The following is a 24636-nucleotide window of genomic DNA, read 5'->3' as shown; positions in this document are numbered from 1 at the left end:
CGCCCATGCCGCAGACGCACCCATCCGCCCTCAAGCCAACCAAACCAACCAAGGAAAAGCCATGAACAAGCCCACGTACGTACACGACTACAAAGCTATCTCCGAAGTGCTCAACAAGTACATCGAGGGATGCAAACAGGCCAAGAGCAGCATCATGAAGTCCGCTTTCAGTCCTCAGGCGACGATGTATAGCGTCGGCCCCGATGGAAAGATGACTGGTGGTGCGATTCCGATCCTGTTTGAGGGTATCGACAAGGATTTCCGGCCCTCTCCTGACGCGACGGCAGCGATCACCCGCATCGAGATCGTTGGTACGGCGGCCAGCGCGCGCATAGACGCCAACGACATGTCAGGCATCTCGTTCACCGACTTCTTCCATCTTTTGAAGGTCGATGGCCAGTGGACGGTGGTCAGCAAGATTTTCCAGGCACATGTAGCGCCTTAACCAGCCACCTGCGCAGCAAGTACCAGACTCATGATCGCGTCGGCCTACCGGTTCCCGCTCCGGTGGATTGATGCCTTGGCATCGGCGGTCGTGGTTCGCACACTTCGCAGCGAATTGAGCTGGCTTTTCGTTGAACACCTTTACGGTGCCAGCCACCACAGGGCGGGTGAGATGACGGCCTGGGTATGTCTGCCCCTAAACATATCCCTACGACCGTAGGGTTTGGCTGAAAGGCGATCCGCATCAAGGCCGCTTTCAGTAAGAACGCAACCATCTTGCGCATCGACGCGGTCGGCAATCATTCGGCCCAAGTCATCTACCGCTTTCTTGCGGCACAGGAACGGGTTTTTCGTTTGACGCGTGAAGCCCGAAGTCCCAGTGCTCGCAGTGAGACCGTCGGCAACACCGCAAGCACCCGCGCATCGGCGCCGACTACGTTCTCCTGGCTCAGCTTCTCACTCACCAAGAAGAAAACCTCATGAATACCCCCAACTCTGCTGTCGCCGCCTCCTGTTTGCCACTGGCGGTTGGTAGCGCTTGCGCGGCCGACCGGCCCGGCGTCGAACACAACACCGCAAAATTCTTGCAATCCCTCGAAGGCAGCAAGACGCTCGATGCAATGACGCCGGCCGAAGCCCGCGCAGCACTTGTGGACGCGCAGGACGCTCCCAATGTTTCCTTGCAAGCGGCCGATGTCAGCGAGAAGACGATCCGCATAAATGGCAGCGAACTGAAGCTGACCATCGTTCGCCCGGAAGGCAGCAAGCACAAGACCCTACCCGCGTTCATGTACTTCCACGGAGGAGGCTGGGTGCTGGGCGACTTTTCCACCCACGAGCGGTTGGTGCGTGACCTGGTGGCAGGCTCGGGCGCGGTAGCGGTCTTCGTCAACTACACCTTGTCGCCTGAGGCGGGGTACGGCGTTGCCATTGAGCAAGCCTATGCCGCAACAAAATGGGTGGCTGAGCATGGTGGGGAGATTAATGTCGACGGCAAGCGCCTCGCGGTCGCTGGCAACAGCGCGGGCGGCAATCTGGCCGCCGTTGTTGCGTTGATGGCGAACGAGAAGGGAGCTCCCGCGTTGCGTTCGCAAGTGTTGCTGTGTCCGGTGACGGATGCAAACTTCGACACGCAGTCGTACAAGGATTTTGCCAACGGCTACTTCCTGACTAAGGACTTGATGGTGTGGTTCTGGGACCACTACACGACCGATGCCAAGGCACGCAAGCATATCTACGCCTCGCCGCTGCAGGCGACGACCGAGCAGCTCAAGGGCTTGCCGCCAACGTTGATTCAAACTGCTGAATTCGATGTCCTGCGCGACGAAGCCGAAGCTTATGGCCGCAAGCTCGACGCTGCGGGTGTGCACGTCAAGTCGGTGCGCTACAACGGCATGATTCACGATTTTGGGCTGTCGAATATTTTCAGCCACCTGCCAGCGCCCCGCAGCGCAATTGTGCAGGCATCACAAGAGCTCAAGGCCAACCTGGGCAAGTAACTTCAGATGCAGGGAACTGCGTTTGTTCTAAGCGAGCAAAGAGGCAGGCACACCTGCTTTCGACCATCTCGGGACGTGAACCGGTCTTTCGGTAGCCTGTTAGGAGCAGCCATATGAACTACGGGTTGGAGCAAGTCTTGAACGCCGGTGTTGAAGCGATCAGCTCCGGGGGAGCCATCGGCGTGGGTGCCTACGCTCTTGTCTTTCTGCTTGCGACGTTGCTATTCGTGCCGGCCTCGCCGCTGACCGCGCTCTCCGGCTTCCTCTACGGGCCGCTTTGGGGCGGTGTCCTGGTCTCTCTTATTGGCCCGGTGTCCGCAACGCTAGCTTTTTCGCTGGGGCGCACCGCGGCGCGTCCCCGGGTGCGTCGGTGGCTCCAGGGGCGCACCAGGTTGGCCGCCATTGATAGGGCCGTCGCGCACGACGGCACTCGCATCGTGCTCCTGCTCCGTCTGGCTTCGATCATTCCGTTCGCGCCGTTGAACTACATGCTCGGTGCGAGCCGGATGCCTTCCCGGCGTTTCGTTCTTGCGACTGCGCTGGGGCTGTTGCCAGGGAATTTTGTGTATGCCTATCTGGGCTCGCTGGTTTCCGAGGCGGGGCAGATACTGCGTGGTCAGCTCGCAGAAGGCGCTGGCGCGCAAGTGCTGGGTTGGATCAGCCTTGCAGCGGCGCTGCTGGCCGTGGGGTTCATCGCCCGAGTCGCACGCAGCGCCATTGACGACTGCCTCGAACAGGATGTCGATAGCGGAGACGTCGCGTTCGCAGCAAAGAAAGCGCCTCGGCCATGAGCGGTAAGCACCATGGGTTCCGGACTTCTGCGCGAACCTTTCCGTTTCTTTCAAGCGCAACGGGAGTCATCCATGAGAAAGCCCACCGTCATTCAAGACTACAACGCCATCGTCCATGTGCTGAGCAGGTAGCCCCGCCTAGTCGCGCGGTCTGCCCCGGTGCCATAGCGTTGGATGCTCAAGGAGTTCACCATGTATAAAGTATTCATTGTCGGCGGTGCCGGCCAAGTCGCACGGCGCCTCGCGCGCCTGCTTGTCGAACGCGGGCATGCACCGCGCTCCCTGCATCGCCACCCCGAGCAGGCTGAGGAACTTGGACGACTCGGCGCGACGCCGGTACTCGGCAACCTGCTCGCGCTCGATGCCCACAGTCTGGCCCTGCTGATGGCTGGCAGTGACGTTGTGGTGTTTGCGGCAGGTGCCGGCGGCCAGGGCGGACCTGAGATGACGCGCGCCATCGATGGCTCCGGGTTGCAATTGGCAGTCGCTGCCGCCAGGCAGGCAGGCATCGCGCGGTTCCTGTTGGTGTCGGCTTTTCCCGAGTCCTTCCGCGGCCGCCCTATGCCCGATACGTTCGAGAACTACATGTCGGTCAAGAAGCTGGCAGACGTCCATTTGGCCGGGTCCGACCTCGAATGGGTGATCCTGCGTCCTGGCACGCTCCTTGACACGCCGGGAACCGGGCAGGTACGCGTCGGTCTTGCCATTCCTTACGGCGACGTGCCGCGCGATGACGTGGCGGCGACCTTGTGCGCACTCATCGAACGCCCGGAGGTCCGCCGCGTCATCATCGAGTTGACGCAGGGCACCGCGCCTGTGAGCGACGCCGTGCAGCGTTTCGCAACCGCCTGAGGAAAGTACGCCATGCATGCACCCGTAAGGCTGCTGTTGGTCGGCGCCACTGGTATGGTGGGTCGCCACCTGTTGGCGCAGGCTCTGAACGATCCCCGGGTCGCCGCAGTGACAGCGCCAGCGCGGCGCGTACTCCCGGCGCATCCGAAGCTGTCGTCTCCGCTCGTAGATTTCGACAGCCTGCCCGACGTGGCCGATTGGTGGCAGGCTGATGCAGCGATCTGCACCCTTGGCACCACGCTGCGTGCCGCAGGGTCCAAAGCTGCATTCCGGCGCGTAGACCATGACTATCCACTAGCGATAGCACGACTCACTCGTGCGGCCGGAACGCCAGTCTACGTGCTGAACTCTGCCATAGGTGCCGATGCAGCGTCGCGCTTCTTCTACAACCGGACCAAGGGCGAACTGGAGCAGGCGTTGACGCGCGTGGGCTTCGAATCGCTGACCTTCGTTCGCCCCGGCGTCATTGGCGGTCGCCGTGAGGAGTTTCGCCCGGGTGAGCGGGCCCTGGCGATGACACTTGGACTGATCGGCCCTCTGTTACCCCGTGCATGGCGGATCAACCCCGCACCTAGCATCGCCCGGGAACTGCTCGAAGCGGCCCTACGTCCGGCCGCAGGCGTCCACCTGGTGCTTTCGGAACGCATGATCTAACCGGCCAACATTTTGATAGGAACCTTCATGGACCCCCACATCGCTTCGGTGCCACTCGATAAAGCGACTCGACTGCTCAACCATGGCCCGACCGTTTTGGTGTCGGCACGCCATGACGGCGTCGACAACGTCATGGCTGCGGCCTGGGCCTGCGCACTTGACTACACACCACCCAAATTGACCGTGGTGCTCGACAAGATTGCCAAGACGCGTGAGCTGGTGGAGCAAAGCGGGATGTTCGTGATTCAGGTGCCTACAGCGGCGCAGCTGGAGCTTACCTATCAGGTGGGGCATCGCAGCCTGTCGAGCGAGCCAGAGAAGCTCGCCGACAGCGGCGTCAAGCTTTTCGCGATGGATGGCCACGATATGCCCTTCGTGGCCGGGTGCTCGGCCTGGCTCGTGTGCAAGGTGTTGTCGGAGCCGCACAATCAGCAGGCTTACGACCTCTTCATCGGAGAGATCGTCGGCGCCTGGGCAGACACGCGCGTGTTCAAGGACGGCCATTGGCACTTCGAGAGTGCCGATCCATGCTGGCGGAGCCTGCACTACATCGCCGGCGGGCACTTCTATGCCACAGGCGACGCCCTCGACGTCGACACAGGTCCGCGCGGCTGACCCGAAGGTCGGCGGCAAGCAGCCTTGCACAGGGCAGCCGTTGCCGCCAGCCCGCGCCGCGACGGTCTGCGCCAGCGGGATCCAAGCATGCCGCGGTGACCAGTGCCGTGGGTTGCTAGCGAGCAATGACTGCACGGCCCCGGCCGCGCGGATCAGCCATGGGCTTTGGTGTGCCATTCACGATGTGGATCGCTTGCACATCGGTGCTGAAAGCCCAGGTAGATACCGAGTAACCGCGTCCAACCAGCTCTGCCGCCAGATCTGATGGAATGGGCGAGAACGGTTCGCCCTCGATCACCGTGCCTTGCGGCAACTGGTGGTGGAAACGGCGATTCCTCACCGCTTGGTCCACATCCATTCCATAGTCGTAGAGGTTCGACAGAACTTGATAGACCGAAGTGAAGATGCGGGAACCGCCAGGCGTACCTACCACCGTGACTGGCTTGCCGTCCTTCAGGACGATAGTGGGTGTCATCGAGGACAAGGGACGTTTGCCAGGCGCAACTGCATTGGCGTCGCTGCCGACTACCCCCAGGGAGTTTGGCTGACCAGGCACTGTGGCGAAGTCATCCATCTCGTCGTTAAGGGCGAACCCAGCACCGCGCACGACGACGCCGCTGCCGTAGGGCATATTCAGCGTGTAGGTGTTCGATACCGCGTTGCCCCACTGGTCAATGATCGAAAAGTGGGTGGTGTGCATCTTCGGCGCACCAGGTTTGACATTGGCAGTGGGCGTGATAGCTGAAGGATTTACCTCGGCGGCCCGCGCTGCAATGTAGGCGGGATCCAACAAGCCAGCCAACGGAACATCGGTGAAGGCTGGGTCGCCCAGATAAGTGGCGCGGTCAGCAAACACGCGCTTCATCATTTCGGCGTTCAGGTGAATGTATTGCGCACTGTTGACACCGACGCCCGAGAACACCGTCTTTGAGAGCGACGCTTTCATGCCAAGCAACTGGGCCAGTGCAATGCCTCCTGAGCTCGGAGGGGGAGAGCTCAGCACCGTCATGCCGTTCCAATTGAAAGACAGTGGATCTCGCCAGACGGGTTTGTAGGAAGCAAGATCGGCCTTGGTGATGATCCCTTTACCGCCGTCCTGCGTCATGGCCGCCACAAGAAGATCGGCGGTCTTGCCCTGGTAGAAGCCATCCGCGCCGCCTGCGGCGATGCGTTCGAGCGTATCGGCGAGTTCAGTCTGTTTGAACAGCCTCCCTTCCGTCATGCCACCGAAATACTCTTTCAGGTTGGCGGGGTACGGCAAAGCGGCGAACGCGTCGAGCATGAAATCCCGCCATCCGATGGCCTCTTTCGCCGGAAAGTGACCGTCTCGCGCAAGCGCAATCGCGGGCGAAACCAGCCGTGACCAGGGCAGCTTGCCAAACTTCTGGTGAGCTGCCCAAAGACCCGCAACAGTGCCGGGGACAGCCACGGCCTGCGCGCCCCAGACGCTACTGTTGGGATCTTGCTTGCCCTCAGAATCCTTGAAATTCAAATACATGTCAGACGTCGCAGCTGCGGGGGCCGTCTCGCGATAGTCCAAGAAGTACGGTTTACCGTCCATGTGGATAGTCATGAATCCACCCCCACCGATGTTGCCAGCCTCCGGGTAGGTGACCGCCAAGGCGAAGGCTGTAGCGATGGCTGCATCGATGGCATTGCCTCCTTCGCTAAGGACTTTCTGGGCAACCTGCGCGCTGTATTCGTCCCCGGTGGCTGCGGCGCCGGCAGTCAGTGTGGCATTGCCGTCACTGCCACCGCCGCAACCCACGAGTGCTGCACCGGGCAGAGCGACCGCGAGGGCGAGAACGTTCCGCCGTGTTATGTGCTGGAAATTTGACATGTTTGTCTCCTGGTTGATTTTCTTGAATGTCAGGCTTGAGCCTTCTTGCTTGCTTCGTAGCGCGCCTTGTTCTCCGCATTGGGCGGATATAGGCCTGGAAGAGCTGCGCCGGACTCCACTTCTTCCATGATCCAGCCCTCCAGCCGTTCCTGTTCGATGGCGAGTTCCACGACCTCGGCGAGCAGAGCTGCTGGAATGAGTACGGCACCGTCCCGATCAGCCACGATGACGTCGTCGGGAAATACAGCCACGCCGCCGCAACCCACCGGCTGCTGCCAGTCCACAAAGGTCAGGCCTGCAACGGAGGGAGGGGCAGCCGTGCCAGCGGCCCAGATCGGAAGACCCGTGGTCAGAACGCCTGCTAGGTCGCGCACTACTCCGTCGCTCACAAGGGCCGCGACACCTCTCTTGGCCATGCGTGCGCAAAGGATGTCGCCCCAGAAGCCGGCGTCGGTGAGGCCGTTGGCGTCGACCACCGCGATACAACCTTCCGGCATCTGTTCAATCGCTGCGCGAGTGGACTTTGGCGAACTCCAGGATTCCGGTGTCGCCAAGTCCTCGCGGGCGGGAACAAAGCGCACCGTGAATGCTCGGCCGACGATACGTTTTGCATCTGGCGCAATGGGGAAGGCCCCGCGAATCCAAACGTTGCGCAAGCCCTTCTTCAGAAGAATGGTGGTCAGGGTGGCGGTCGTAACCCCTTGCAGGGCCTTGAATGCAAGTGCGTCGTCGGAAGAAGTCATGAGGATTTCCTTTGAGGAGGGAGGGGCGTGTTGGAATGGCTCGGGATCAGATGCTGGCGATCAGGCCGCCGTCCACGCGGATGGTCGAGCCAGTGATGTACGAGGCGCGGGCGCTCGCGAGGAATGCGATGGCATCGGCGTATTCCTCTGGTGTGCCGTAGCGGCCCAAGGGAATCGTGGCGGCGCTTTCAGCCTCCACGGCTGTCATGTCGCGGCCCTCGCGCTTGGCGCGAGCGGCATCCAGGAACTGAGTGCGTGCGGTCGCTATTCGTCCCGGAACCACCACATTGACCGTCACGCCCTGGGCGGCCACATCGCGCGCGAGTGTTTTGGACCATCCCACGAGCGATATGCGGGTGGCGTTCGAGAGTCCCAGGTTCGCGATCGGGGCGATCACGCCTGAAGATGTGCTGGTGATCACTCTGCCCCACCCCCGCTCGCACATGCCGGGCAGCAAGAGGTCGGTGATGCCGACCGCCGACAGCACCATCGATTCGAACGCGTCCCTCCAGACCTGCGTGGCGTGTCCGTGGGCAGGCCCAGGGGGCGGGCCACCGGTGTTGTTCACCAGAATATCGATTCCGCCGACTCGCTCAACGACTTCTTGTACGCCCGCAGTCCATTGCGCCGTCTGGCCTAGGTCTAATACAAAGGTATGGGCGATTCCACCTGTGTCGCTCACCCTTTGCGCGGCGGCCGCCAGCGACGGTTCGTCGCGGTCTGCCAGACAAACCGTTACGCCCTCGCGTGCAAGTGCCACAGCGATCGCGCTGCCTAGCCCGCCCCCGCCGCTCAGTACAAGGGCTCTTTTGCCTTTAATTCCGAGATCCATTGTGGTGTCTTCCGTGCTCAGTTGAGTTGAGTGCAGGCTTGGCGGATTCGCTCGCACGCTTGTTCCAACCGTTCGGTGGAGGTGGCGAACGAGATGCGGAAGTACCCTTCGTAGCCAAAGGCGCTGCCCGGCACGACTGCGACGCGTCCCTGCAGCAGCAGGTAGCGGCTTACGTCAGCGTCGTTGTTCAGCACTGCGCCGTCGGGCGTCTTGCGGCCGATAAGCTCGGCGCAGGAGGGGAACAGATAGAACGCACCCTCCGGGCGCCGGCACGAGAGGCCAGGCGTGGCATTGAAAGCATCCAGACACAGGTCGCGCCGCTTGCGGAAGGTGTCGTTGCGCGAGTCGAGGAAGTCCATCGGACCGTCGAGGGCTGCCTGCGCCGCGGCTTGGGCGATGGAGCAGGGGTTGCTGGTGCTTTGCGACTGGATGGTGGCCATGGCCGCGATCAGATCCTTGGGGCCGGCGGCGTAGCCGATGCGCCAGCCCGTCATCGCGTACGCCTTGGACACACCGTTGACGGTCAGCGTGCGGTTGCGCAACGCCGGGACCTCGGCCGCGATGGTGCTGAACTGCCAGCCGTCGTAGCGCAGGTGCTCGTACATGTCGTCCGTGAGTACGTGCACGTGGGGGTGTGCCAGCAACTCCTGGCCCAGCGACTGCAGCTCTTTGGCTGAATATCCGGCGCCCGTCGGGTTGCTCGGGGAGTTGAGGATCACCCACTTGGTGCGGGGCGTGATGGCCTGGCGCAGCTGTTGGGCCGTTATCTTGAAGCCTTGGTTTTCCGGGCAAGGAATCTCCACGGGCGTGCCCCCGGCCAGGCGCACCATGTCGGGATAGGAGACCCAGCACGGTGCGGGGATGATGACTTCATCGCCGGGATTGAGTGTGGCCAGCAGTGCATTGAAGATGACCTGCTTGCCTCCCGTCCCCACGCTGATCTCTGCGCTCTCGTACTTCAGCGCGTTGTCACGCTCGAACTTGCGAACGATTGCGGCTTTGAGTTCGGGCGTGCCGTCGACGTCGGTGTATTTGGTCTGACCTTGGTCAATAGCTGCCTTGGCTGCCGCGTTGATGTGATCGGGGGTCGGGAAGTCCGGCTCGCCTTGCGACAGGCTGATCACGTCCGTGCCGCTACGCCTCATGTCGGCAGCCAGCTTGGTGATGGCTAGCGTTGGTGAAGGTTTGACCGCTCGAAGTAGGTTGCCTAGCAATTGCATTCTTGATGTCTCCAAGTCGAATTCGAAGCGAATATAGAACTGTGGCGACAAAAGAAAAATCAATATATATTTGGATAATTAATCAATGAAAGTTGTTGATGATCCGTGAACTCAAGACACTCGTAGCTGTAGCGAGAGAGGGAACATTTGCCGCGGCTGGCGACAAGGTCGGACTGACGCAAGCAGCCGTCAGCGCCCAGATGCAGAGATTGGAGGCGGAGCTTGGCTTTGCGATCTTTGACCGTGATGGGAGGGCCGCACGTCTCAACGCCAGAGGGCACCTGACGCTGGCCCAAGGGCAGGAGATGATCAGGCTCTACAACGAGTTGTGTTCACAGCGGTTCGGGCGCCCGGCAACAGAACTCATCAACATCGGAGCCATCGCGTCTGTACAGCGCTCCGCGCTACCTGACGCACTGGCACGCTTTCATAAGCGCTGGCCAGACTGTCGTACGCGTGTGGTTCCTGGCCTTTCCATGGAGCTGGTGAATCTCGTTGATGCAGGAAAAATCGATCTCGCAGTGATCATTCGCCCCCCGTTTTCGTTGCAGAGCGATCTGCGCTGGACCACATTGGTCAGTGAACCGTTTCGTCTGATCGTGCCGAGGGCAATTCAAAGTAACGACTGGACGGATCTGTTGTCCAGCCAACGCTTTGTGCGTTACGACCGCACGTCTTTCGGCGGGAGGCAGGTTGACCGCTTCCTCCGCGAGAAGCACTTCAATGTGCATGAAGTGTGCGAGGTGGACGAACTGGAAGCGATAGTGAGGCTAGTGGCGCAGGGTGTAGGTATTGCGCTGGTTCCAGAAACGGCCAGCCTTCGGCGTTGGCCTGCAGCCGTTCGTGCAATCAACCTGGAAAGTGAAACCTTCCATCGGGATATAGGCCTTGTGCATCGTGCGAGCAGGACTTTGAGCGAGCCTGTCAGATCAATGCTGGATATGTTCAAAAGTGAGTACGGCAACACGTCCACCAAAAATGTTGTGGCGTGACATATCTAGGACTGGTCAGCATTGAGTCCCCCTGCATTTGAAAGTAAAGGCCTAGCACCAAGTGAAGGCAGCGAGCAAGAGATGCGCTCCATAGCTTGGGTAGCTCGGATGCACAAGGCATCTGCTGCGTGGTCAGATAGGACAAGGCAGTTCAGGCAGATCGATTGGTTAGGTAAACACCAAATATGGTGATTGCAGCTCCAATCACCATCGGAAGGCTGGGAACTTCGCCAAACGCAATCAGCGCTTGCAAGGCGGTTAGCGCAGGGACTAGATAAACCAGCGCAGCCGCGCGGGATGCCTGCCCTTTGCGCAACAGATAGAGGAGCAGAAGAATTCCGACTATAGAGCTGGCCAAGACTGACCACGCCATGACTGACCAGAACACCCAGCCGAAGTCGATCGTCCAAGTGTCCAATAGAAATGAGAGCGGCAAGGTGACCAACAATGCACCTAAGTACTGGTAGGTCACGACGACACGCAGGTCGTGGCCACCGAGCTTTTTCTTTTGGTAGATGGTCCCGTAGCTAACGGAGATCATTCCCAGGACGTTGATGAGGATGGCCCATGCAGCGATGCTTGCAACATTTGCTGCAAGAACGTTGGGGGCGATGGCCACAGCGACCCCCGCGAATCCTATAAGCAATCCCGCTTTCTGGTTACGACTGAGCCGCTCTCCGATCAGATACACGGCAAGAATGGCTGTGAGCAACGGCTGCAGAGCGGCAATCACGCCGGAAAGTCCTGCAGGGACGCCTTGAGCGATGGCCCACCACACCGCGCCCAGATAGAGTCCGTGCAGCAATACCCCAGAGAGCATTGACACAGCCATCAGCCGAGGATCCCGTGGAAACGGGACGCGCTGAAGCCGGCAGAGCAAAAGCATCAGCACTGCTGCGGCACCAAACCGCACGCTCAGGAACGCCATGGGGCCAGCGACTCCCGCGCCGAATTTCGCGGCAATCCAGCCTGTTGACCAAAGGAAGGCAAATAGGCCTGGAGCAATTCGTTCGAGCAGCATGGTGGCGAGGCCTTTGGTTGGAGTGCATGGAAGTGGCCCGTTCCTGGGCGTGGGCTTGCAGGGAGTTAGACTATCACTGCATCAGCGCGTGGCAATTGGCCGCCAGAGAATGAATGTCATGCAAAAAATGCAGGAATCGGTGCCGGGGATGAGTCTCGATGAGCTCTCCACTTTCGTCGCCGTAGTGGAAGCGCACAGCTTCACTGGGGCAGCAAAAGTCATTGGCCGTGACGCCACGATTGTTTCGCGCCGGATGGGTCAACTGGAAGAACGGCTGGGCGTTCGCCTCTTGTCGCGCACAACCCGCAAAGTCTCACTGACTGAGGTCGGGGCGCTTTACTACCGCAGGGTTCGTGCGCTGCTTGACGAGCTGGAAAGCGCGAGTGAGGAGGCGAGCAACTTCGCGTCGAGCCCACAGGGGTTGCTGCGCGTATCTCTACCTGTCACTTTTGGCAGGCGATGGATTGCGCCACTGCTCCCCGCCTTCCTGCGAGAGCACCCTCAAATCCGGATTGATGCCCGCTTTTCAGATCGCTATGTTGATGTCGTAGCGGAGGGATTCGACGTGGCCATCCGCGTCGGTGTCCTGCCCGACAGTTCACTCATCGCACGTCATATTGCTGCTTTTCGCACATTGCTGTACGCGGCGCCCTCCTACCTCGCTGCCCGTGGAGAGCCCCAGGACCCTAGCGATCTGGAGCAGCACGCTTGCCTGAGTTTCATCAACTACGCTAGTTGGCCAGATTGGATACTAAAAAGAGAGGGGCAACAGCGAACCGTCAGGCCTGCAGGTTCGCTGTCGGCCGACAACTCCGAGTCACTTTTGCAGGCAGCGATTGCCGGTGCGGGCATCATCCTCACACCTGACTGGCTGGCCAGTACTGCAGTGCGAGAAGGTGCACTGGTTCAGATACTGACGGAGTGGCAAGGATGGGGCGCAGGAGGGATCTACGCGGTGATGCCGCCAGGACGATTGATACCCGCTAAAACGCGCGTTTTCGTAGACGATATCACTGCAGCGATCCAAGCCGCGATGGGCTAGCATCGTCCTGATGGATGACCTGCCTCACACAGCTCACAACAGTACTGCAAAGCATTTTTGAGCCTTCTGGGGCGATTCAAAGTGGTCAAACTGGGCCATGCTAAGCGACGAAATCGTATCGGATAAAACGCGGATCTCTTTGCTATCCCTTGAGGACCTCAATCACTTTGTGAACTGCGACCGAGGTGTCATCGGCGTGATACAGCGCGCCCAGCGGTGGCAAGGGTATCTTGCACCGCAGGTTTACCTTAGAGAGAGCACCACTTTCTAACCAAGCGCCCACGATCGAATGAGGGATGGCAGCTAAAGTTTCAGCATCTGAAGTGATTGGCAGGATCAGGCTGGCTGCCATGCTTTGCAAGGCAGCGCGTTTGGGGACCAAGCCTGCGGATCGGCAGGCCTCTTCAAAGGCCTGCGTGGTCGCTAACGGCCCTGTCGGCAGCGACCAGGGGTAGGCGGCCAGATCGGCCAAGTCCACGACCTTGCGCCGTGCGGCAGGATGCTCAGGCGACGCGATAACCACAAGTTCATCAGCCAGCAGCTCGATGAATGTCAGCCGATGTTCGGGCACCAAGTGGGGGCGCCGCAGCAAAGCGAGCTGCGTCAGACCGCCTTGCAAAGACGCCAATACCTCCATCGGCTGGCCCTCATGAAACGAGATTTTCCAGCCGGCCAGTTGCTGGCGCAGGCGCGTCATGTGGGGCCTAACCAATGCGGTCAAAGCAGATGGCAGAGCTCCAATTTGCAACGGCTTTTCGTAGCCCAGCGCAACAGATGCCAAGGCTTCTGCGGTGTAGGCCACGCTACCCAACATCTGGCGTGATTGCTGCGCCAGGAAGCGGCCTGCATCGGTTGCTCGCAGGCCGCGCGCATGCCGCTCGAACAACTGCACCTCCAGCATTTCCTCCAGCTCGCGCAGCACCTGGCTGGCCGCGGGCTGCGTGATACCGACTTCTTGGGCCGCTTCGCGCAGCGTAGTGCTCCGCTCCAGCGACGCGAGCAGCCTTAGATGCCGCAAGCGCAGCCGAGCCATCATGCGTTCGCCCAAAACGAGGGCTCTGGTTTCAGCGTCGTTCTTTTGTCGAGACATAGGCAAAGCTTATCGCAAGATGATAAATCGATTAGAAATTTATCACTTTGCTTCCTAGACTGCGCTACAGATTCTTACGAATGACAGCTTCTCCATGACATCCCAACTTGATTGCTTTCCCCCGATTGAGCATTGCTCTGCGTATGGCACCCGAGTGCCACGGGGGGGCATGAGAAAAGAGGCGCTGCTATGAGCCGTGCTCCTGTCGCGGTGCTGGTCTACGAGGCCCTGGTGGACGTGGGCCCCACTGTGTCCCTGGGTGGCGGGACCTGTGGTGAGCGGCGGATAGTCAACATCACAGGCGGCGAATTCAACGGTCCACGCATCAGTGGAAAGGTGCTGCCAGGTGGTGCAGACCGCCAGCTAGTGAGAGTCGATGGCGTTTTGCTCTTGGACGCGCTGTACGAAATACAGGCGAATGACGGTACGGTTCTGACCGTGCACAACCGGGTGAAGGTCATCCACCGCCCCGGAACCGAGCGCCGCGCTTTCTCGCACATCGACATCAGCGCTCCTAGCGGAGTTCATGAATGGCTGAACGACGCAGTCCTTGTCGGGACGGCTGAGCCGCCATCGCCAGATCGGCCAGCGGTCCGTATCCGCGTTTTCGAGTTGACGTGATTTTCTCAGTTCAATTTTTGGAGCCCACCATGAATCGCCGCTCTCTTCTGCTCGCGTTGCCTTTGCTATCGCTGTCTTTGACAGGCTTGGCGCAGACGCCTTCTGACATTCTGACTTTGTATGTTCCATATCCTCCGGGCGGGCCCTCGGATGTCTTTGCTCGAACGCTCACGCCTGGCCTGTCCCGGCAATTGCACCGCACGGTGGTCGTGGAAAACCTAGCCGGTGCCAGTGGAAGTATCGCTGCGAGCAAGCTGCTCACGCGGGGAACTTCTGGCGACTCCGTGCTGTTTGGCTCACCCACCGAACTCGTGATGGCGCCCGCCACGCTGAAGGCTGTGAAGTACAAACCGAGTGATTTTCGCCTCGTCACTTTGATCAGCAAGCCGCCACTGGGTGTGTATGTCAGGGGCGATTTTCCTGTCAACAGCATTGACGAGCTCGTGGCCTACGCGAAATCGAACAAGGAGAGGCCTTTGAACTACGGCAGCGTAGGCATCGGCTCTGTCTACCATCTGGCGGGGGATGCACTCGTCAAGGGGATGGGCGTGGACATGACGCATGTCCCATATCGCGGCGCCACCCCGTTGCTGCAGGATCTGATGGGAGGGCAACTCGATCTGGCGTTCTTCCCCGTCGATGGAAACCTGGCGAAGATGACCTCGGGCGGGAAGATGCGGGTCATTGGCATTGCCGGGCCGGCCCGCTCGCCACTGTTTCCGAACGCGGGCACATTTGCAGAAAGCACCTCGCTGCCGAAATTCACCACGGTCGATGTTTGGGGGGGCATCTTTGTGTCTAAAACGACCTCCGAAAGTGCTGTTCAAACATTGCATCGAGCCGCACAGGCAGCCATGGTGGAGCCAGAAACACGCAAGGCACTTGAGCTGGCAGCCGGAGTGCCGCTGATGCCCGCGATGTCCCTCGACCAACTTGCTGCGTTCTACAGCACTGAAACGGCCAGGTACCAGGAAGCCGCGAAGCGGGCCAATCTTGAACCGAACTGAGTCCCAAATGAACGCCCCACTCCCGGCGCTCGATGCGATTCGCGCTCATGACGAAGAAATGGTGTCTATCCGACGCCAGATCCATTCCAACCCCGAACTCGGCTATGAAGAGCATGCGACCAGCGACCTTGTGGCTGAGCGCTTAGGTCGGTGGGGATGGACGGTGCACCGTGGTCTTGCCGGCACGGGTGTGGTGGGTACTCTGCGTGTCGGCGACAGCAACCGGCGGATTGGATTGCGCGCCGATATGGATGCTCTACCCATGGCGGAAACCTCAGGGAGACCTTGGGCCAGCAAAGTGTTCGGGAAGATGCATGCATGCGGCCATGATGGGCACACGGCCATGCTGCTGTCTGCAGCCCGCCATCTGGCGGCAACCCGGAACTTCGACGGCGTAGTGCACGCCGTGTTTCAACCGGCTGAGGAGGGCTTGGCCGGCGCGAAAAGAATGCTCGACGAAGGCTTCCTGGACCTGTTTCCTTGCGACGCTATGTTCGGCATGCACAACGCTCCGGGGATCGCGGAGGGCCAGTTCATGGCGATGCCCGGCTATGCGATGGCCAGTGGCGACTTGTGCACCATCGTTGTCAAAGGAGTTGGAGGCCATGGCGCCATTCCCCAATATGCGGTGGACCCAGTCGTTGCCGGCTCTGCTATCGTGCTTGCAATCCAGACCATCGTGTCGCGCAACGTTGCCCCGCTACAAACAGGCGTGGTGACAGTGGGCGCGTTCTTGGCAGGTGATGCACCTAATGTCATACCTGGGACAGCCGAGTTGCGGCTAAGAATAAGCGCTATGCACCCCGATGTAAGGGACTTGCTTGAGCGACGCATCAAGGAAATTGCGAAAGCTCAGGCGGAGACTTTTGGTGCGACGGTGGAAGTTAACTATGTTCGCCGCTATCCCGTTCTCAACAACGCTGCGTATCACACGGACTTTTGTACGCAGGTTGTTCTCGACTGGTTGGGAAAGGATGGTCTGGTGGCTAAGCCTGAGCCCGTCACCGCCAGCGAAGACTTCGCCTTCTTTTTAGAGAAAGTGCCAGGTTGCTACATCAATATCGGCAACGGCGTGGGGAAGGATGGCGGGTGCATGGTTCACAACGGTAACTATGACTTTAACGACCGGGTTTTGTCTACGGGAGCAACCTACTGGGTCAAGCTCGTTGAGCGCTGGTTAGCTCACGTGGAGAAAACGTCCTGATTCTTTCCGTCGCGTTTTTTGGTCCGATGTCTACAGATCTGGGTTGATCGTGTAAACCAACTCTGGAACGTGAAAATTGAATCTCAGTTCTTCGTGGGATTCTGCAGGGTTCGTGCGTCCCACTCCTGGTGAAAAAGCCTAGAGGGACGCAGTCCTACTCCCACCCCAAATGGGGCAATCCGCAATTGCTGTTCTCGCGAAAGGCTGGAGTTTCTTCGCGCTTCATCTGCGGGCCGCTCCAGGCTGGTTTCTGGCACTCGCTCCGTCTTTACGAATGCGTACTATCGGCCACAAGCGGTCATCGATGAAGGTCCTCTTCTCGGCAATCATGGCAACCGTTCTGGAGCGCAGGGCAAAAAAAGCTCTCGCATGCCGCGAATACGCGCGCCTCCACGGCCAGCCGGAGCCGCTCGACGATATCCCGCATCCGCCAGCGCGGATGCCATCATCACCAGACCGAACTACTTTTCGCTCAGCGAACCAGCACGTCCACGTCACGCGCTTTCGCGCGCAGGAACTCGCTGATGATCTTTAGCAACTCATCGCCTACATAATGGACGAAGCGGTCATTGGCGGCCTTGAAAAGGTCGATGTCGAAGATCGCGACGGATAGCAGTTCGTGAGTCCGCACACTGCGCTGCATTTCCCGGCAGCTTGGCTGGTCACCCGCGTGTCGCCCTTGGCAACCGTGCTAGACGGCCATGCCCGCCCGGCTAACGGTGGATCTGACGGCGCGCCGAGGCATTCGGGAGAGCCTCGGTAAACCGCCACGATTCGCCTACCCCGCCCGATACAGCATGAGGCCGGGGCGCCATTTTCTACGCTGACCATCACAAACGACTGCTTGCTGGCAGGCGGTCGCTAAATCTGCGCGAGTCAGGGACTCAATAGGCCCCAAGACCGTAGGAAGTAGCGCTTCATTCCTGCATATGGCTGCTTTGCATCAGCTTGACGTCGGATTCGCTCCAACAGTGTCTTCTGCTTAGAGGTATTAGTCACGGCTTGAAACCCGAGCACCATCGTCTCCAAGGTGTCATATGCCACCCAGCGATTGCGCTTCAGTTCTTCGCGGTTCAAGCCAAGCATGCTCTCAGCTGCCACCACCGCCCGCTTAGCCTTGGCAGAATTGCCCCTCGGGACCAGACGCACCTCTTCGGTCACAGGGTCGGCTTTCCATGCGAAGTACTTTTCTGGATCCTCCACGTACGGATTGACCAGATGCGCATCCTCGAGCGAGAAGAGTTTCTTTATCGTCGCATCGGTGGCCGTGCACGGATCAGGACAGAGGCTCGCGGTCGCCGCTGCGAGTTGCGCAGCGCTCGTCGGAGAAATGCCAGGCAGTATCGGCGCTGCAAGCTTGGCACCTGTGATGTCAAACTTGTTCCCCTTGTGAGTTTGGTTGCAAATTTGACAACTGTAGGTGTAGTTGTCAAAGCAATATGCCAGCCACCAGTACTCGCTCTTGGGTCGAAAATGCTCGACGTCGCCATGTGCGACGACTGCCGTGTCCGCCTCGCAGTACGCGCACTTGTTGAATGACTCCACCTTCAGTCGGTCCTTGGCCTTCCCCCAGACTTGCCTCGCCTTTGGCTTGAAGTCAATGACACCGGTTGCCCCGTCCATGTAATAGTACGAGAGAAGCTTCCCGAGCTTGGTCTGAAGCGCGGCGCCGGTGTAGCCCTTGAGCTCCTTCGTGGTTCTTGTTCTTGGCAGCCGAATCATTTGCTGCTCTCCAACGCTTTGACGCTGGCCTTCAGCTTCGCTACGGACACCTTGGGCCGCTTGCCGCCGGCGCCAATGGAGCTGCGGATGCTCTTCAGGAGGCTCGTCTGCTCCTTTGCATAATTAGGCACAGCGTCCCAGCTAGGTGCCTCCGTCAAGACGGCCTTGCTCGATCGAAGCTCCAGCCTTTCGCTGGAACTGAGCGGTGTCTTCTTCTCGCTAAGCCGCCGAACCTTCGAGCGGGCCTCTTCGACTTCCACCGAGTCGAGCGTTTCAAGCCCAAACATGGGGCTCATCAGGAGCTGGTGCAACATCATCCTGCGAGGCTCGCCAACGAAGGGCTGCAGAATGGGCGTCTCCTTTGGGCCTTCCCTCTTGATCACGAACAGTTCCCCCTCCCCACTCTGCTGAGCAGTAAGCGCGGAGTGAGTGGTCGCGATGAACTGAAAATTCGGAAGGGTGGTGGATAAGAACTCCACGAGCTTGCGTCGCCACACCGGATGGAGATGGAGGTCCAGTTCATCAATCAGCAGGACGCCGCGTGTCGCCAAAGGATTCTTCCGATCCGGGAACGTCTGCGTGATGCGATAGAGAAGGTCCCCGCACCAGGCCGCCATGATTTGGTAGCCGTCGGACAGCTGGCGTAAAGGCACTAGTCCGTCTTCAGTCCTGAACATCATCTGACGGGTCTTTTTATCGATCCCGTGAAAAGTCATACCTGGCAACAGGTGGTTCAGAGCACTCCTGACGGCAACTAACGACTTTGAACCCTCGCGATACTCCAGGTCCATTGCCCACTGCTCGACGGAGACCAGGGGGAAGTCTGGTGTGAACATCGTGCCCAAGCCCTGTGCTCGCGGCGATCTCGCATACTCTTCCGGGAAGAATGCCGGCTTCTTTGAGCGAGAGGTCGCATTCGGGCGACGCGACACGCCATATCCAAGAACAAAGTAGTTCCGGTCGGTATGGGCAATCGCAGCGTCTAGCGCGCCCAATGAGGCTTCGTTACGGGAGTACAGGTCGCGCAGGGTATCGCCCCGATGGATCTCTAGCGAGATCTCGCGCGGCTGCCCGCCGGCAGTCATCAAGGTGCCTTCAATTCGACAGAATCTGGCGCCGTTTCGGACCCAGTCGTCCGCTGAATCGAACAAGTCAGCAAGTGCGTCGCTCCCGGCCAGTAGGAGCGCAATTGCCCTTAGGACGGAGCTCTTGCCGCAACCATTTTCGCCAAGCAGCAGCGTCCAGCGCCTGACGTCTTGCTCGCCCGACGAGAAGTCGAGCTCGAGCTTCTCCATTGAGCGTACATTTCGCAGTGCGATGCGAGCCAAGAACATCTGTACCCCCAATCCTAGTTTCATATAGCCACTCAGAGACCTTGCGGACCCAACCGCGCGTTCACCGTATGGCAACGCAAAGGCACCTTCCAATGTGGCGTCTGTTCCCCGTATGGTAGCCCTCTCCGGGGAGGCAAGGATGTCTGGGCTTCCTCCTGACTCGCCGGCCAAATCTGCGCTCAAGTAGCAGGTCCGTTCTGAGACACTTCATCCCTTCAGGCTACATGGTCAACTGAATCGCCCCGGTTTTGATTTGCCCCCCAGAAGTTGGACGGTTGTACGCGTGCGTAATTCCTAATTCGAAGGCTATCGTGCTGTTCGAGCCACGATTTTTCGAGGTCGTGGGGCACTAGCGTCGCTTGTAGTAGGAAATCCATCGAGGAAGGGAGCACTAACTTTTGATGTGCTGCGTCCAAACATGCAGGCGCGCCATTCCCGAACTGTCGCTGAGTTGCATGTCATCGAAGTCGAGTCGTTTCCAAAGCGGTTTGGGGAATCGCTGCTCGACCTCCGACATGAACCTCCGGGAATCGTGCTTGCCAACAAACTTCTTGTAGGAGGTTCGACTGACATGCAGGTTGTGACGAGCCGCGAGTGACAGCGGGTTGTCATCAAGCATTTCTAGCTCCGCCACTGAATAGATGATGATTCCATCGGCAGCTCTTTTTTTAGGTTCTTGGGCTGCTTTAGAACTTGTGTTTCAGCCTGACCAATGCGCTTCTCGAGAAGCCCATGTTGCTGGGCAAAGTTCACCTTGAACTCGCACCTGGTCCGCGATTCGGGAATGTCTTCCGGCCCACAAAGTAGTAAGTCTGCACGCTGTCCAGACTCTGTAAACGCTGTTCTCCCGGTGTGGCCTTCTATATAGGGCATGCACACATTGCGCAGCGTCTGCTCGAACCCGCCGTTGCGGACCCCGCTCATGAACCATGGCTGCCAGAGCTCGGTCAAACCTCCCTGGAGCCCTTTGCGAAAGCTCTCGTAGTTCTTTTTTCTCATGTCTCCCCCCGTAGTTGTTGAGCCATGCTACTGCGCTGCCTAGTTCGGACAAGAAAAATAGCGCTCCGTTTTCGACTTGGATTCTTGCCTCGTATCAAGGGGGGGGCATGTTGATGTGCCATCGCCGGTTGGATGGCAATCTATCGCTTCCCTTTTTTCGCATTGTCTGCGTAACATGTTGTCACAACCAATTGGATGACACATGAAATTCACGACCGTGCTGCTTACCTCCACTGCAATCATTCTCGGAGGGTGCTCCACCGCTGCAAAAGATATCGCCCCAACCTATGTGTCACCGATTCAATATCAGTCCTACGACTGCCAGCAGATTGAAGCGGAGAACGCCCGCCTGGTAAATCGAGTCAGCCAACTTGGCGGCCGTCTCGACGAAGCAGCTTCGAACGACAAAGCCATCGGTGTAGTGGGCGCAGTGCTTTTCTGGCCAGCATTGTTTGCCCTGGGCGGCACGAAAAATCAAGAAGCTGAGTACGCGCGAATCAAGGGCGAACACGACGCACTGCAGCAAGCTTCCATTCAAAAGAAGTGCGGTATGCAGCAGGCAAAGGACGCAGCGCCAGCTCCGGCGAAGGCCGAAGATACACAGGTTGCAGCTGAGCCAGCGGCAGTGGCTACCGAAGCCAAGAAATAAGGGAGAGGCACATGTTGAAGGCTGCAATCGCGCTATTTACTCTTTGCGCCGCTCTTGGTGCTCATGCTCATTCAGGCGGAACTGACAGTCAGGGATGCCATGTGGATCACAAGGCGGGGATGAAGCACTGTCATTGAATCTGCTGCCGAGTGAGTGTCTCGCGCCATCCGTGCGATTAGCTCTTTTCGGAGCAAGTCGCCACCGTCACCCCAAAAACCTATGACAAGTACGGCCGCATCGTTGGTGATGTGGGGTGCCAGGGCCAGGACGTAGCCACCGAGCAGGTGCGCTCAGGGATGGCCTGGTTCTATGTGAAGTACGGGAAGGGGTATGAGCACCTGCGGGGACTGGAGACCGAGGCCCGAGAAGCGCGGCGGGGGCTTTTGGCTCAGGAGGCTGTGGAGCCTTGGGAGTGGCGAAGGGGGCGATAGCGTCAGTGCACACGTGTGCACAATGCGCAGGCGCAGGGCTGCTGGCCTCAAAATGGTTCAAAAACAGTAGCAAACTTTCTCACTTGTGCTTACATTCGTGCTGCGATAGACATAGCACGATGACAACCAATATTCACGATCTGCAGAATCACCGACTAGCGGTAGACTCCCGGTGGTCGGTTGATTTGAGAAATACAGCGCGGCCGAAGGTCATCTTCGTGGACGACGTAGACTATCAAAAGATAGTGTGCACACCTGACCACATTGCGATGTTTGCGGGCTACGCTGACATCATGAATGATTGGAAACTCGCTATTTTTGTAGCGAGTTTGAGTGGTAGGTACTCTTTTCGTAAGCTACCGACCAAGGGTATTGCGCTGTTGCTGCTGGATGCAAAGACAGGTGTAATCCTAGCGCAGGTGAAGCACAATGCTATAAATAGTGAAGCTACTTTCGCTGGAACTGGCGCCAAGTACGCAATGGATTGTTGGACCAACTGCCGAGACGCACTTGCTGCTGTTGAAAAGGCGAAGTTGTCCGACCCTCTGACTGGTGGAACCGTCAGACACTATGACTACGAGAAAAAGGTAGGGACTCTTGGTATCGATGGCCCATACGCAGGCTATCGGCTGGAGTTCCTGAGGAAGGGGAAAGTTATGTACTTTGATGGCAAGACTGAGGCTGTCCCGGTGGATGTGGCTGCAGCAGATGACACTTCCATCCATGAAGTGCTAAACCAGATTCAAGCGGGACAAATCTCTGCCGCTGCGCCCTTTGTCGGCATGGATGAAGACCTTGCGCCCTCAGAGAAAGAGGAATTGTTCGCTACGCTCGAGCAGGTGTTTTCGCGCTGAAATGGTCATTTTTGGTAGGGGATCCCAGCCACCTCCGGGTGGCTTTTTCACATGTACTTTTGAGCGTGCTTTCTCCAAACCGCCATGGCAATCCCGACCATGGCGCCGAACGCCGCTAGAGCGATTCCACCGGCGGTCGTCGGGATGGGAACTGGAATGGCCTCAACAATCTTGTCTAGATCAACGACCACCCCCGTCTTGTGCTCAATGCGCTCAACGCGCTTCATCAGACGCAGGCCAAGCAGTACAAGCGTGCCGCACACCGAGAACATGATGTAGCCAGCGCGCCGCCAGCACCGCGGGCACCAAAACAGTATCTGCAGTAGGCGTTCCATTGCTCGATTCTGCTACGGCCACCTTCGCGTGGCTTTTTCCATGGACCAGACGCAGCAGACCATATGGGTAGCGCTTAAACCGACCATCGTCGGGTGGCGTCCATCTTCCTTGTTGGCTACTATTCCTCGTCGGCCGTGCTACTTGCTGTTGATTTCCACGCAAACCTAACCCACCGGGGGTGACCACAAGGTGGCCGACGTATCCGCCAGGCTTGGCGTTAGCCAGCACAGCCTGTATCAGTGGATCAAGGCCCATCGACTGCCCGTCGCACAACGGCAAACATCAGATCCCAAAAAGGCTACGCTTCGTCGCGGCGATCCTCATCGCGCGTGCTTGTGCTTGTTCGAACCAGGTTTGAAACTGATGGTTCGGGTTACTGCTGTTTCCCTGTTTGATCTCAGGACTGTGCGGCTGCACTGCGCCGTGGTAGACGCGGTTCTGTGATCTCAGATCTGAAGCACGTAGTGCGGTACCAGCCTTAAGGCCGGATCGCGATCACCGCTTCAGGGGCGGTAGCAGCCACGCACTACGAAAGAACGAGCTGGCTTGGTACGGCGATGGTCGATCCTGTCAGCGACTTCGTCGGATATACCAGTAGAAGAATGTTGTGCGTAGTGTCGAAGGCCTCGCCCAAACATTCATGGTGATCGCCATTTTTGTCGCTGTAAACCAGTGAAGTCGGCGCAGTCATCTTCTTACCGATTGGCAAAAGTGGATACAGCGCGTGATCGGAGTCAATAAGCACATCAACCGGGGAACCGAACTGTGCTGCGAAACTGGGTGACGTCTCGACCCTGCGCACTTCGGCGTAAGCGGGTTTGCCAGGTGGCGTTTTGATTGGTTCAAGTATGTAGACCACGCAGGGTCGATGATTGGTTCGTGCGAACTCGCGAGCAGAAGCGTAGTTGGATGCGCCGAACTTTTTCGCCAGATTCATGGGGGACTTGATGCCCATTGGGCTGTCCGCAGCCATGAGCTGAAAGGTAGTGCCTTGGAACAAGGCGAAGCGAGCGAAGTTGTTGGCCTCTCGCTCGAATTGATCAGCGATCTCCGGCGCTAGCGACTTCTCACAGTCTTGGAAGAACGTGAAGATCTTCCGATGCGCGGGAAGCTCATGGTGTCCGGTCTCATGAAGCTTCAAGAATTTTTGCTTGCTCGGGCCTACGGACTCATCGATGTGGATGATTTGCTCATTCGCATCGTAGAGGCCGAGGACCTTCGATATCGCAGCCTTGACCGCAAAGAAGGCCTTCGCAGTTTGCTGCTTGGCGAAGGCCAGCAAGCGTTCTGGATCAAAAAGACCCTTAGGGGCGACACGCAGCTTGGCCGCCGAAACGATATCGTCCACGGGCGTCGGAAAACGCCCCCAGGCGGCCGCCTTGTTCAGCGACTGCTTGGCGCGCTCTTCAACTGCCCGTAGTTCGTCGGGGCGCAAACTGCTGTCGTCCTCTTTTCTCATGGTGGCTGGTCCATCCTCAAGAATTTCAGATACTTCAAAAGAGCACCCTCTTCCTCAGGGGTCAAGTTGTGCTCCGCGAACGTCGCTACTCGTCCGTGGCGCTGCGTTGCATCGCGTGCAGCGTTAGGGGATAAGTAACCCGCAAGTTCCATCAATTGGACATAGTCGATTTCATAGATTTCCGAAATCGTGTTCAGCACGTTGGGACTTGGGTTGCTGATCTTCCCTGTCTCAAGTTGGCTGAGATACGCATTCGATATCTCCTTTCCGCTGGCCTCTTCCACCTGCCTGAGCGACATCTTGCGATCGTGGCGGATGGATGCCAGGTACTGCCCCAGTGTTGGCTTCACAGTCTCCTCTGCAGCTGCCGACAGCGGCGGACGGG

28 protein-coding genes and 2 pseudogenes are annotated in these 24636 nt (G+C 58.8%); 16 read left to right on the top strand and 14 right to left on the bottom strand.

The window, feature by feature from the left end; translation table 11 throughout:
• Positions 1-61: 61 nt before the first annotated feature.
• The 6 genes from AC2YJX_RS06200 (at position 62) to AC2YJX_RS06175 (ending at position 4855) form a co-directional block, all read left to right on the top strand.
• On the top strand, positions 62-445 hold the full coding sequence (locus AC2YJX_RS06200) for a nuclear transport factor 2 family protein (RefSeq protein ID WP_487255563.1): 384 nt from the start codon (positions 62-64) through the stop codon (positions 443-445).
• Between the two features lie 478 nt (positions 446-923).
• The gene (locus tag AC2YJX_RS06195; RefSeq protein WP_487255562.1) at positions 924-1943 is read left to right on the top strand and encodes an alpha/beta hydrolase; all 1020 of its coding nucleotides are present in this window, start codon (positions 924-926) and stop codon (positions 1941-1943) included.
• A 113-nt stretch (positions 1944-2056) separates the two neighbouring features.
• On the top strand, positions 2057-2734 hold the full coding sequence (locus AC2YJX_RS06190; RefSeq protein WP_487255561.1) for a TVP38/TMEM64 family protein: 678 nt from the start codon (positions 2057-2059) through the stop codon (positions 2732-2734).
• A 192-nt stretch (positions 2735-2926) separates the two neighbouring features.
• Positions 2927-3586, top strand: a complete 660-nt coding sequence (locus AC2YJX_RS06185; protein WP_487255560.1) for an SDR family oxidoreductase — start codon at positions 2927-2929, stop codon at positions 3584-3586.
• 12 nt (positions 3587-3598) lie between these two features.
• Entirely contained in the window at positions 3599-4240 is a 642-nt protein-coding gene (locus AC2YJX_RS06180; RefSeq protein WP_487255559.1) for an NAD(P)H-binding protein, read from the top strand.
• Positions 4241-4267: 27 nt separating this feature from the next.
• On the top strand, positions 4268-4855 hold the full coding sequence (locus AC2YJX_RS06175; protein WP_487255558.1) for a flavin reductase family protein: 588 nt from the start codon (positions 4268-4270) through the stop codon (positions 4853-4855).
• 115 nt (positions 4856-4970) lie between these two features.
• On the opposite strand, the gene ggt is transcribed toward AC2YJX_RS06175, so the two are convergent.
• Genes ggt through AC2YJX_RS06155 form a run of 4 tightly spaced genes read right to left on the bottom strand, consistent with a single transcriptional unit; the run spans position 4971 to position 9490 of the window.
• A complete protein-coding gene (gene ggt / locus AC2YJX_RS06170) occupies positions 4971-6695 on the bottom strand; it encodes a gamma-glutamyltransferase (protein ID WP_487255557.1) in 1725 nt (574 codons plus the stop codon).
• A 29-nt stretch (positions 6696-6724) separates the two neighbouring features.
• Entirely contained in the window at positions 6725-7438 is a 714-nt protein-coding gene (locus AC2YJX_RS06165; RefSeq protein ID WP_057226016.1) for a ribonuclease activity regulator RraA, read from the bottom strand.
• A 46-nt stretch (positions 7439-7484) separates the two neighbouring features.
• Complete coding sequence (locus AC2YJX_RS06160) at positions 7485-8270, bottom strand: SDR family oxidoreductase (protein ID WP_487255556.1); 786 nt, start codon at positions 8268-8270, stop codon at positions 7485-7487.
• Between the two features lie 17 nt (positions 8271-8287).
• Positions 8288-9490 (bottom strand): pyridoxal phosphate-dependent aminotransferase, encoded by a 1203-nt coding sequence (locus AC2YJX_RS06155; protein ID WP_487255555.1) that lies wholly within the window; start codon positions 9488-9490, stop codon positions 8288-8290.
• Between the two features lie 98 nt (positions 9491-9588).
• Here AC2YJX_RS06155 and AC2YJX_RS06150 point away from each other — a divergent pair, with 98 nt between their 5' ends.
• Positions 9589-10482: a LysR family transcriptional regulator gene (locus AC2YJX_RS06150; RefSeq protein WP_057226022.1), complete on the top strand. Its 894-nt coding sequence runs from the start codon at positions 9589-9591 to the stop codon at positions 10480-10482.
• A gap of 151 nt (positions 10483-10633) precedes the next feature.
• On the opposite strand, the gene AC2YJX_RS06145 is transcribed toward AC2YJX_RS06150, so the two are convergent.
• Positions 10634-11503, bottom strand: coding sequence for a DMT family transporter (locus AC2YJX_RS06145; protein ID WP_057226024.1), 870 nt, complete (start codon positions 11501-11503; stop codon positions 10634-10636).
• Between the two features lie 118 nt (positions 11504-11621).
• On the opposite strand from AC2YJX_RS06145, the gene AC2YJX_RS06140 reads away from it, so the two are divergent.
• A complete protein-coding gene (locus tag AC2YJX_RS06140; protein ID WP_487255554.1) occupies positions 11622-12545 on the top strand; it encodes a LysR family transcriptional regulator in 924 nt (307 codons plus the stop codon).
• Between the two features lie 142 nt (positions 12546-12687).
• Here the strand turns inward: AC2YJX_RS06140 and AC2YJX_RS06135 are convergent, their stop codons facing one another.
• Positions 12688-13635 carry a LysR family transcriptional regulator gene (locus AC2YJX_RS06135; RefSeq protein ID WP_057226025.1) on the bottom strand — a complete coding sequence of 316 codons (948 nt, stop codon included), beginning with the start codon at positions 13633-13635 and terminating at the stop codon, positions 12688-12690.
• A 189-nt stretch (positions 13636-13824) separates the two neighbouring features.
• Between AC2YJX_RS06135 and AC2YJX_RS06130 the strand changes: the two genes are divergently transcribed.
• Genes AC2YJX_RS06130 through AC2YJX_RS06120 form a run of 3 tightly spaced genes read left to right on the top strand, consistent with a single transcriptional unit; the run spans position 13825 to position 16467 of the window.
• Positions 13825-14256, top strand: coding sequence for a DUF3237 domain-containing protein (locus tag AC2YJX_RS06130; protein WP_487255553.1), 432 nt, complete (start codon positions 13825-13827; stop codon positions 14254-14256).
• 29 nt (positions 14257-14285) lie between these two features.
• The gene (locus AC2YJX_RS06125; protein WP_487255552.1) at positions 14286-15263 is read left to right on the top strand and encodes a tripartite tricarboxylate transporter substrate binding protein; all 978 of its coding nucleotides are present in this window, start codon (positions 14286-14288) and stop codon (positions 15261-15263) included.
• A gap of 7 nt (positions 15264-15270) precedes the next feature.
• Entirely contained in the window at positions 15271-16467 is a 1197-nt protein-coding gene (locus AC2YJX_RS06120; protein WP_487255551.1) for a M20 aminoacylase family protein, read from the top strand.
• Between the two features lie 472 nt (positions 16468-16939).
• Here the strand turns inward: AC2YJX_RS06120 and AC2YJX_RS06115 are convergent, their stop codons facing one another.
• The 5 genes from AC2YJX_RS06115 to AC2YJX_RS06095 all read right to left on the bottom strand — a co-directional run bounded on the left by AC2YJX_RS06115 (position 16940) and on the right by AC2YJX_RS06095 (position 20522).
• The gene (locus AC2YJX_RS06115; protein ID WP_487255550.1) at positions 16940-17110 is read right to left on the bottom strand and encodes a diguanylate cyclase; all 171 of its coding nucleotides are present in this window, start codon (positions 17108-17110) and stop codon (positions 16940-16942) included.
• A 233-nt stretch (positions 17111-17343) separates the two neighbouring features.
• On the bottom strand, positions 17344-18189 hold the full coding sequence (locus AC2YJX_RS06110; RefSeq protein WP_487255549.1) for an HNH endonuclease family protein: 846 nt from the start codon (positions 18187-18189) through the stop codon (positions 17344-17346).
• On the bottom strand, positions 18186-19523 hold the full coding sequence (locus AC2YJX_RS06105; RefSeq protein WP_487255755.1) for an AAA family ATPase: 1338 nt from the start codon (positions 19521-19523) through the stop codon (positions 18186-18188). The genes AC2YJX_RS06110 and AC2YJX_RS06105 overlap by 4 nt, the downstream gene beginning before the upstream one ends.
• Positions 19524-19914: 391 nt before the next feature.
• Positions 19915-20142, bottom strand: coding sequence for a hypothetical protein (locus AC2YJX_RS06100; RefSeq protein ID WP_487255548.1), 228 nt, complete (start codon positions 20140-20142; stop codon positions 19915-19917).
• A gap of 2 nt (positions 20143-20144) precedes the next feature.
• Complete coding sequence (locus tag AC2YJX_RS06095) at positions 20145-20522, bottom strand: hypothetical protein (RefSeq protein WP_487255547.1); 378 nt, start codon at positions 20520-20522, stop codon at positions 20145-20147.
• A 202-nt stretch (positions 20523-20724) separates the two neighbouring features.
• Here AC2YJX_RS06095 and AC2YJX_RS06090 point away from each other — a divergent pair, with 202 nt between their 5' ends.
• From AC2YJX_RS06090 to AC2YJX_RS06075, 4 genes and pseudogenes are all read left to right on the top strand, one after another.
• Entirely contained in the window at positions 20725-21171 is a 447-nt protein-coding gene (locus AC2YJX_RS06090) for a hypothetical protein (protein ID WP_487255546.1), read from the top strand.
• A gap of 11 nt (positions 21172-21182) precedes the next feature.
• Entirely contained in the window at positions 21183-21308 is a 126-nt protein-coding gene (locus AC2YJX_RS06085) for a YHYH domain-containing protein (protein WP_487255545.1), read from the top strand.
• Between the two features lie 72 nt (positions 21309-21380).
• Positions 21381-21602: pseudogene (locus AC2YJX_RS06080) on the top strand (thermonuclease family protein); the annotation flags it as partial.
• Positions 21603-21820: 218 nt separating this feature from the next.
• A complete protein-coding gene (locus AC2YJX_RS06075) occupies positions 21821-22456 on the top strand; it encodes a hypothetical protein (RefSeq protein WP_487255544.1) in 636 nt (211 codons plus the stop codon).
• A gap of 47 nt (positions 22457-22503) precedes the next feature.
• Here the strand turns inward: AC2YJX_RS06075 and AC2YJX_RS06070 are convergent, their stop codons facing one another.
• Positions 22504-22791, bottom strand: coding sequence for a hypothetical protein (locus tag AC2YJX_RS06070; protein WP_487255543.1), 288 nt, complete (start codon positions 22789-22791; stop codon positions 22504-22506).
• Positions 22792-22981: 190 nt separating this feature from the next.
• Here AC2YJX_RS06070 and AC2YJX_RS06065 point away from each other — a divergent pair.
• Positions 22982-23104, top strand: a pseudogene (locus AC2YJX_RS06065) (helix-turn-helix domain-containing protein); the annotation flags it as partial.
• 214 nt (positions 23105-23318) lie between these two features.
• Here AC2YJX_RS06065 and AC2YJX_RS06060 read toward each other — a convergent pair.
• Together AC2YJX_RS06060 and AC2YJX_RS06055 are read right to left on the bottom strand one after the other, a co-directional pair.
• A complete protein-coding gene (locus AC2YJX_RS06060; protein WP_487255542.1) occupies positions 23319-24251 on the bottom strand; it encodes an ImmA/IrrE family metallo-endopeptidase in 933 nt (310 codons plus the stop codon).
• Positions 24248-24601 carry a helix-turn-helix domain-containing protein gene (locus AC2YJX_RS06055; RefSeq protein ID WP_110958827.1) on the bottom strand — a complete coding sequence of 118 codons (354 nt, stop codon included), beginning with the start codon at positions 24599-24601 and terminating at the stop codon, positions 24248-24250. Before AC2YJX_RS06055 ends, AC2YJX_RS06060 begins: the two co-directional genes overlap by 4 nt.
• Positions 24602-24636: the final 35 nt, after the last annotated feature.

The organism is Acidovorax sp. SRI_002 (assembly GCF_057586455.1).
Note: the sequence above shows the minus strand (reverse complement) of the source record. Positions and strands in the feature narration are given on the sequence as shown.

What these genes read in the sequence shown, in the direction of transcription:
- AC2YJX_RS06195 (WP_487255562.1), top strand. Translation starts at nt 924, where the DNA reads ATGAATACCCCCAACTCTGCTGTCGCCGCCTCCTGTTTGCCACTGGCG.
- AC2YJX_RS06160 (WP_487255556.1), bottom strand. Translation starts at nt 8,270, where the DNA reads ATGGATCTCGGAATTAAAGGCAAAAGAGCCCTTGTACTGAGCGGCGGG.
- ggt (WP_487255557.1), bottom strand. Translation starts at nt 6,695, where the DNA reads ATGTCAAATTTCCAGCACATAACACGGCGGAACGTTCTCGCCCTCGCG.
- AC2YJX_RS06155 (WP_487255555.1), bottom strand. Translation starts at nt 9,490, where the DNA reads ATGCAATTGCTAGGCAACCTACTTCGAGCGGTCAAACCTTCACCAACG.
- AC2YJX_RS06200 (WP_487255563.1), top strand. Translation starts at nt 62, where the DNA reads ATGAACAAGCCCACGTACGTACACGACTACAAAGCTATCTCCGAAGTG.
- AC2YJX_RS06130 (WP_487255553.1), top strand. Translation starts at nt 13,825, where the DNA reads ATGAGCCGTGCTCCTGTCGCGGTGCTGGTCTACGAGGCCCTGGTGGAC.
- AC2YJX_RS06135 (WP_057226025.1), bottom strand. Translation starts at nt 13,635, where the DNA reads ATGTCTCGACAAAAGAACGACGCTGAAACCAGAGCCCTCGTTTTGGGC.
- AC2YJX_RS06140 (WP_487255554.1), top strand. Translation starts at nt 11,622, where the DNA reads ATGCAAAAAATGCAGGAATCGGTGCCGGGGATGAGTCTCGATGAGCTC.
- AC2YJX_RS06105 (WP_487255755.1), bottom strand. Translation starts at nt 19,523, where the DNA reads ATGTTCTTGGCTCGCATCGCACTGCGAAATGTACGCTCAATGGAGAAG.
- AC2YJX_RS06145 (WP_057226024.1), bottom strand. Translation starts at nt 11,503, where the DNA reads ATGCTGCTCGAACGAATTGCTCCAGGCCTATTTGCCTTCCTTTGGTCA.
- AC2YJX_RS06125 (WP_487255552.1), top strand. Translation starts at nt 14,286, where the DNA reads ATGAATCGCCGCTCTCTTCTGCTCGCGTTGCCTTTGCTATCGCTGTCT.
- AC2YJX_RS06110 (WP_487255549.1), bottom strand. Translation starts at nt 18,189, where the DNA reads ATGATTCGGCTGCCAAGAACAAGAACCACGAAGGAGCTCAAGGGCTAC.
- AC2YJX_RS06085 (WP_487255545.1), top strand. Translation starts at nt 21,183, where the DNA reads ATGTTGAAGGCTGCAATCGCGCTATTTACTCTTTGCGCCGCTCTTGGT.
- AC2YJX_RS06185 (WP_487255560.1), top strand. Translation starts at nt 2,927, where the DNA reads ATGTATAAAGTATTCATTGTCGGCGGTGCCGGCCAAGTCGCACGGCGC.
- AC2YJX_RS06175 (WP_487255558.1), top strand. Translation starts at nt 4,268, where the DNA reads ATGGACCCCCACATCGCTTCGGTGCCACTCGATAAAGCGACTCGACTG.
- AC2YJX_RS06100 (WP_487255548.1), bottom strand. Translation starts at nt 20,142, where the DNA reads ATGCTTGATGACAACCCGCTGTCACTCGCGGCTCGTCACAACCTGCAT.
- AC2YJX_RS06090 (WP_487255546.1), top strand. Translation starts at nt 20,725, where the DNA reads ATGAAATTCACGACCGTGCTGCTTACCTCCACTGCAATCATTCTCGGA.
- AC2YJX_RS06150 (WP_057226022.1), top strand. Translation starts at nt 9,589, where the DNA reads ATGATCCGTGAACTCAAGACACTCGTAGCTGTAGCGAGAGAGGGAACA.
- AC2YJX_RS06115 (WP_487255550.1), bottom strand. Translation starts at nt 17,110, where the DNA reads ATGCAGCGCAGTGTGCGGACTCACGAACTGCTATCCGTCGCGATCTTC.
- AC2YJX_RS06120 (WP_487255551.1), top strand. Translation starts at nt 15,271, where the DNA reads ATGAACGCCCCACTCCCGGCGCTCGATGCGATTCGCGCTCATGACGAA.
- AC2YJX_RS06190 (WP_487255561.1), top strand. Translation starts at nt 2,057, where the DNA reads ATGAACTACGGGTTGGAGCAAGTCTTGAACGCCGGTGTTGAAGCGATC.
- AC2YJX_RS06095 (WP_487255547.1), bottom strand. Translation starts at nt 20,522, where the DNA reads ATGAGAAAAAAGAACTACGAGAGCTTTCGCAAAGGGCTCCAGGGAGGT.
- AC2YJX_RS06180 (WP_487255559.1), top strand. Translation starts at nt 3,599, where the DNA reads ATGCATGCACCCGTAAGGCTGCTGTTGGTCGGCGCCACTGGTATGGTG.
- AC2YJX_RS06070 (WP_487255543.1), bottom strand. Translation starts at nt 22,791, where the DNA reads ATGGAACGCCTACTGCAGATACTGTTTTGGTGCCCGCGGTGCTGGCGG.
- AC2YJX_RS06165 (WP_057226016.1), bottom strand. Translation starts at nt 7,438, where the DNA reads ATGACTTCTTCCGACGACGCACTTGCATTCAAGGCCCTGCAAGGGGTT.
- AC2YJX_RS06060 (WP_487255542.1), bottom strand. Translation starts at nt 24,251, where the DNA reads ATGAGAAAAGAGGACGACAGCAGTTTGCGCCCCGACGAACTACGGGCA.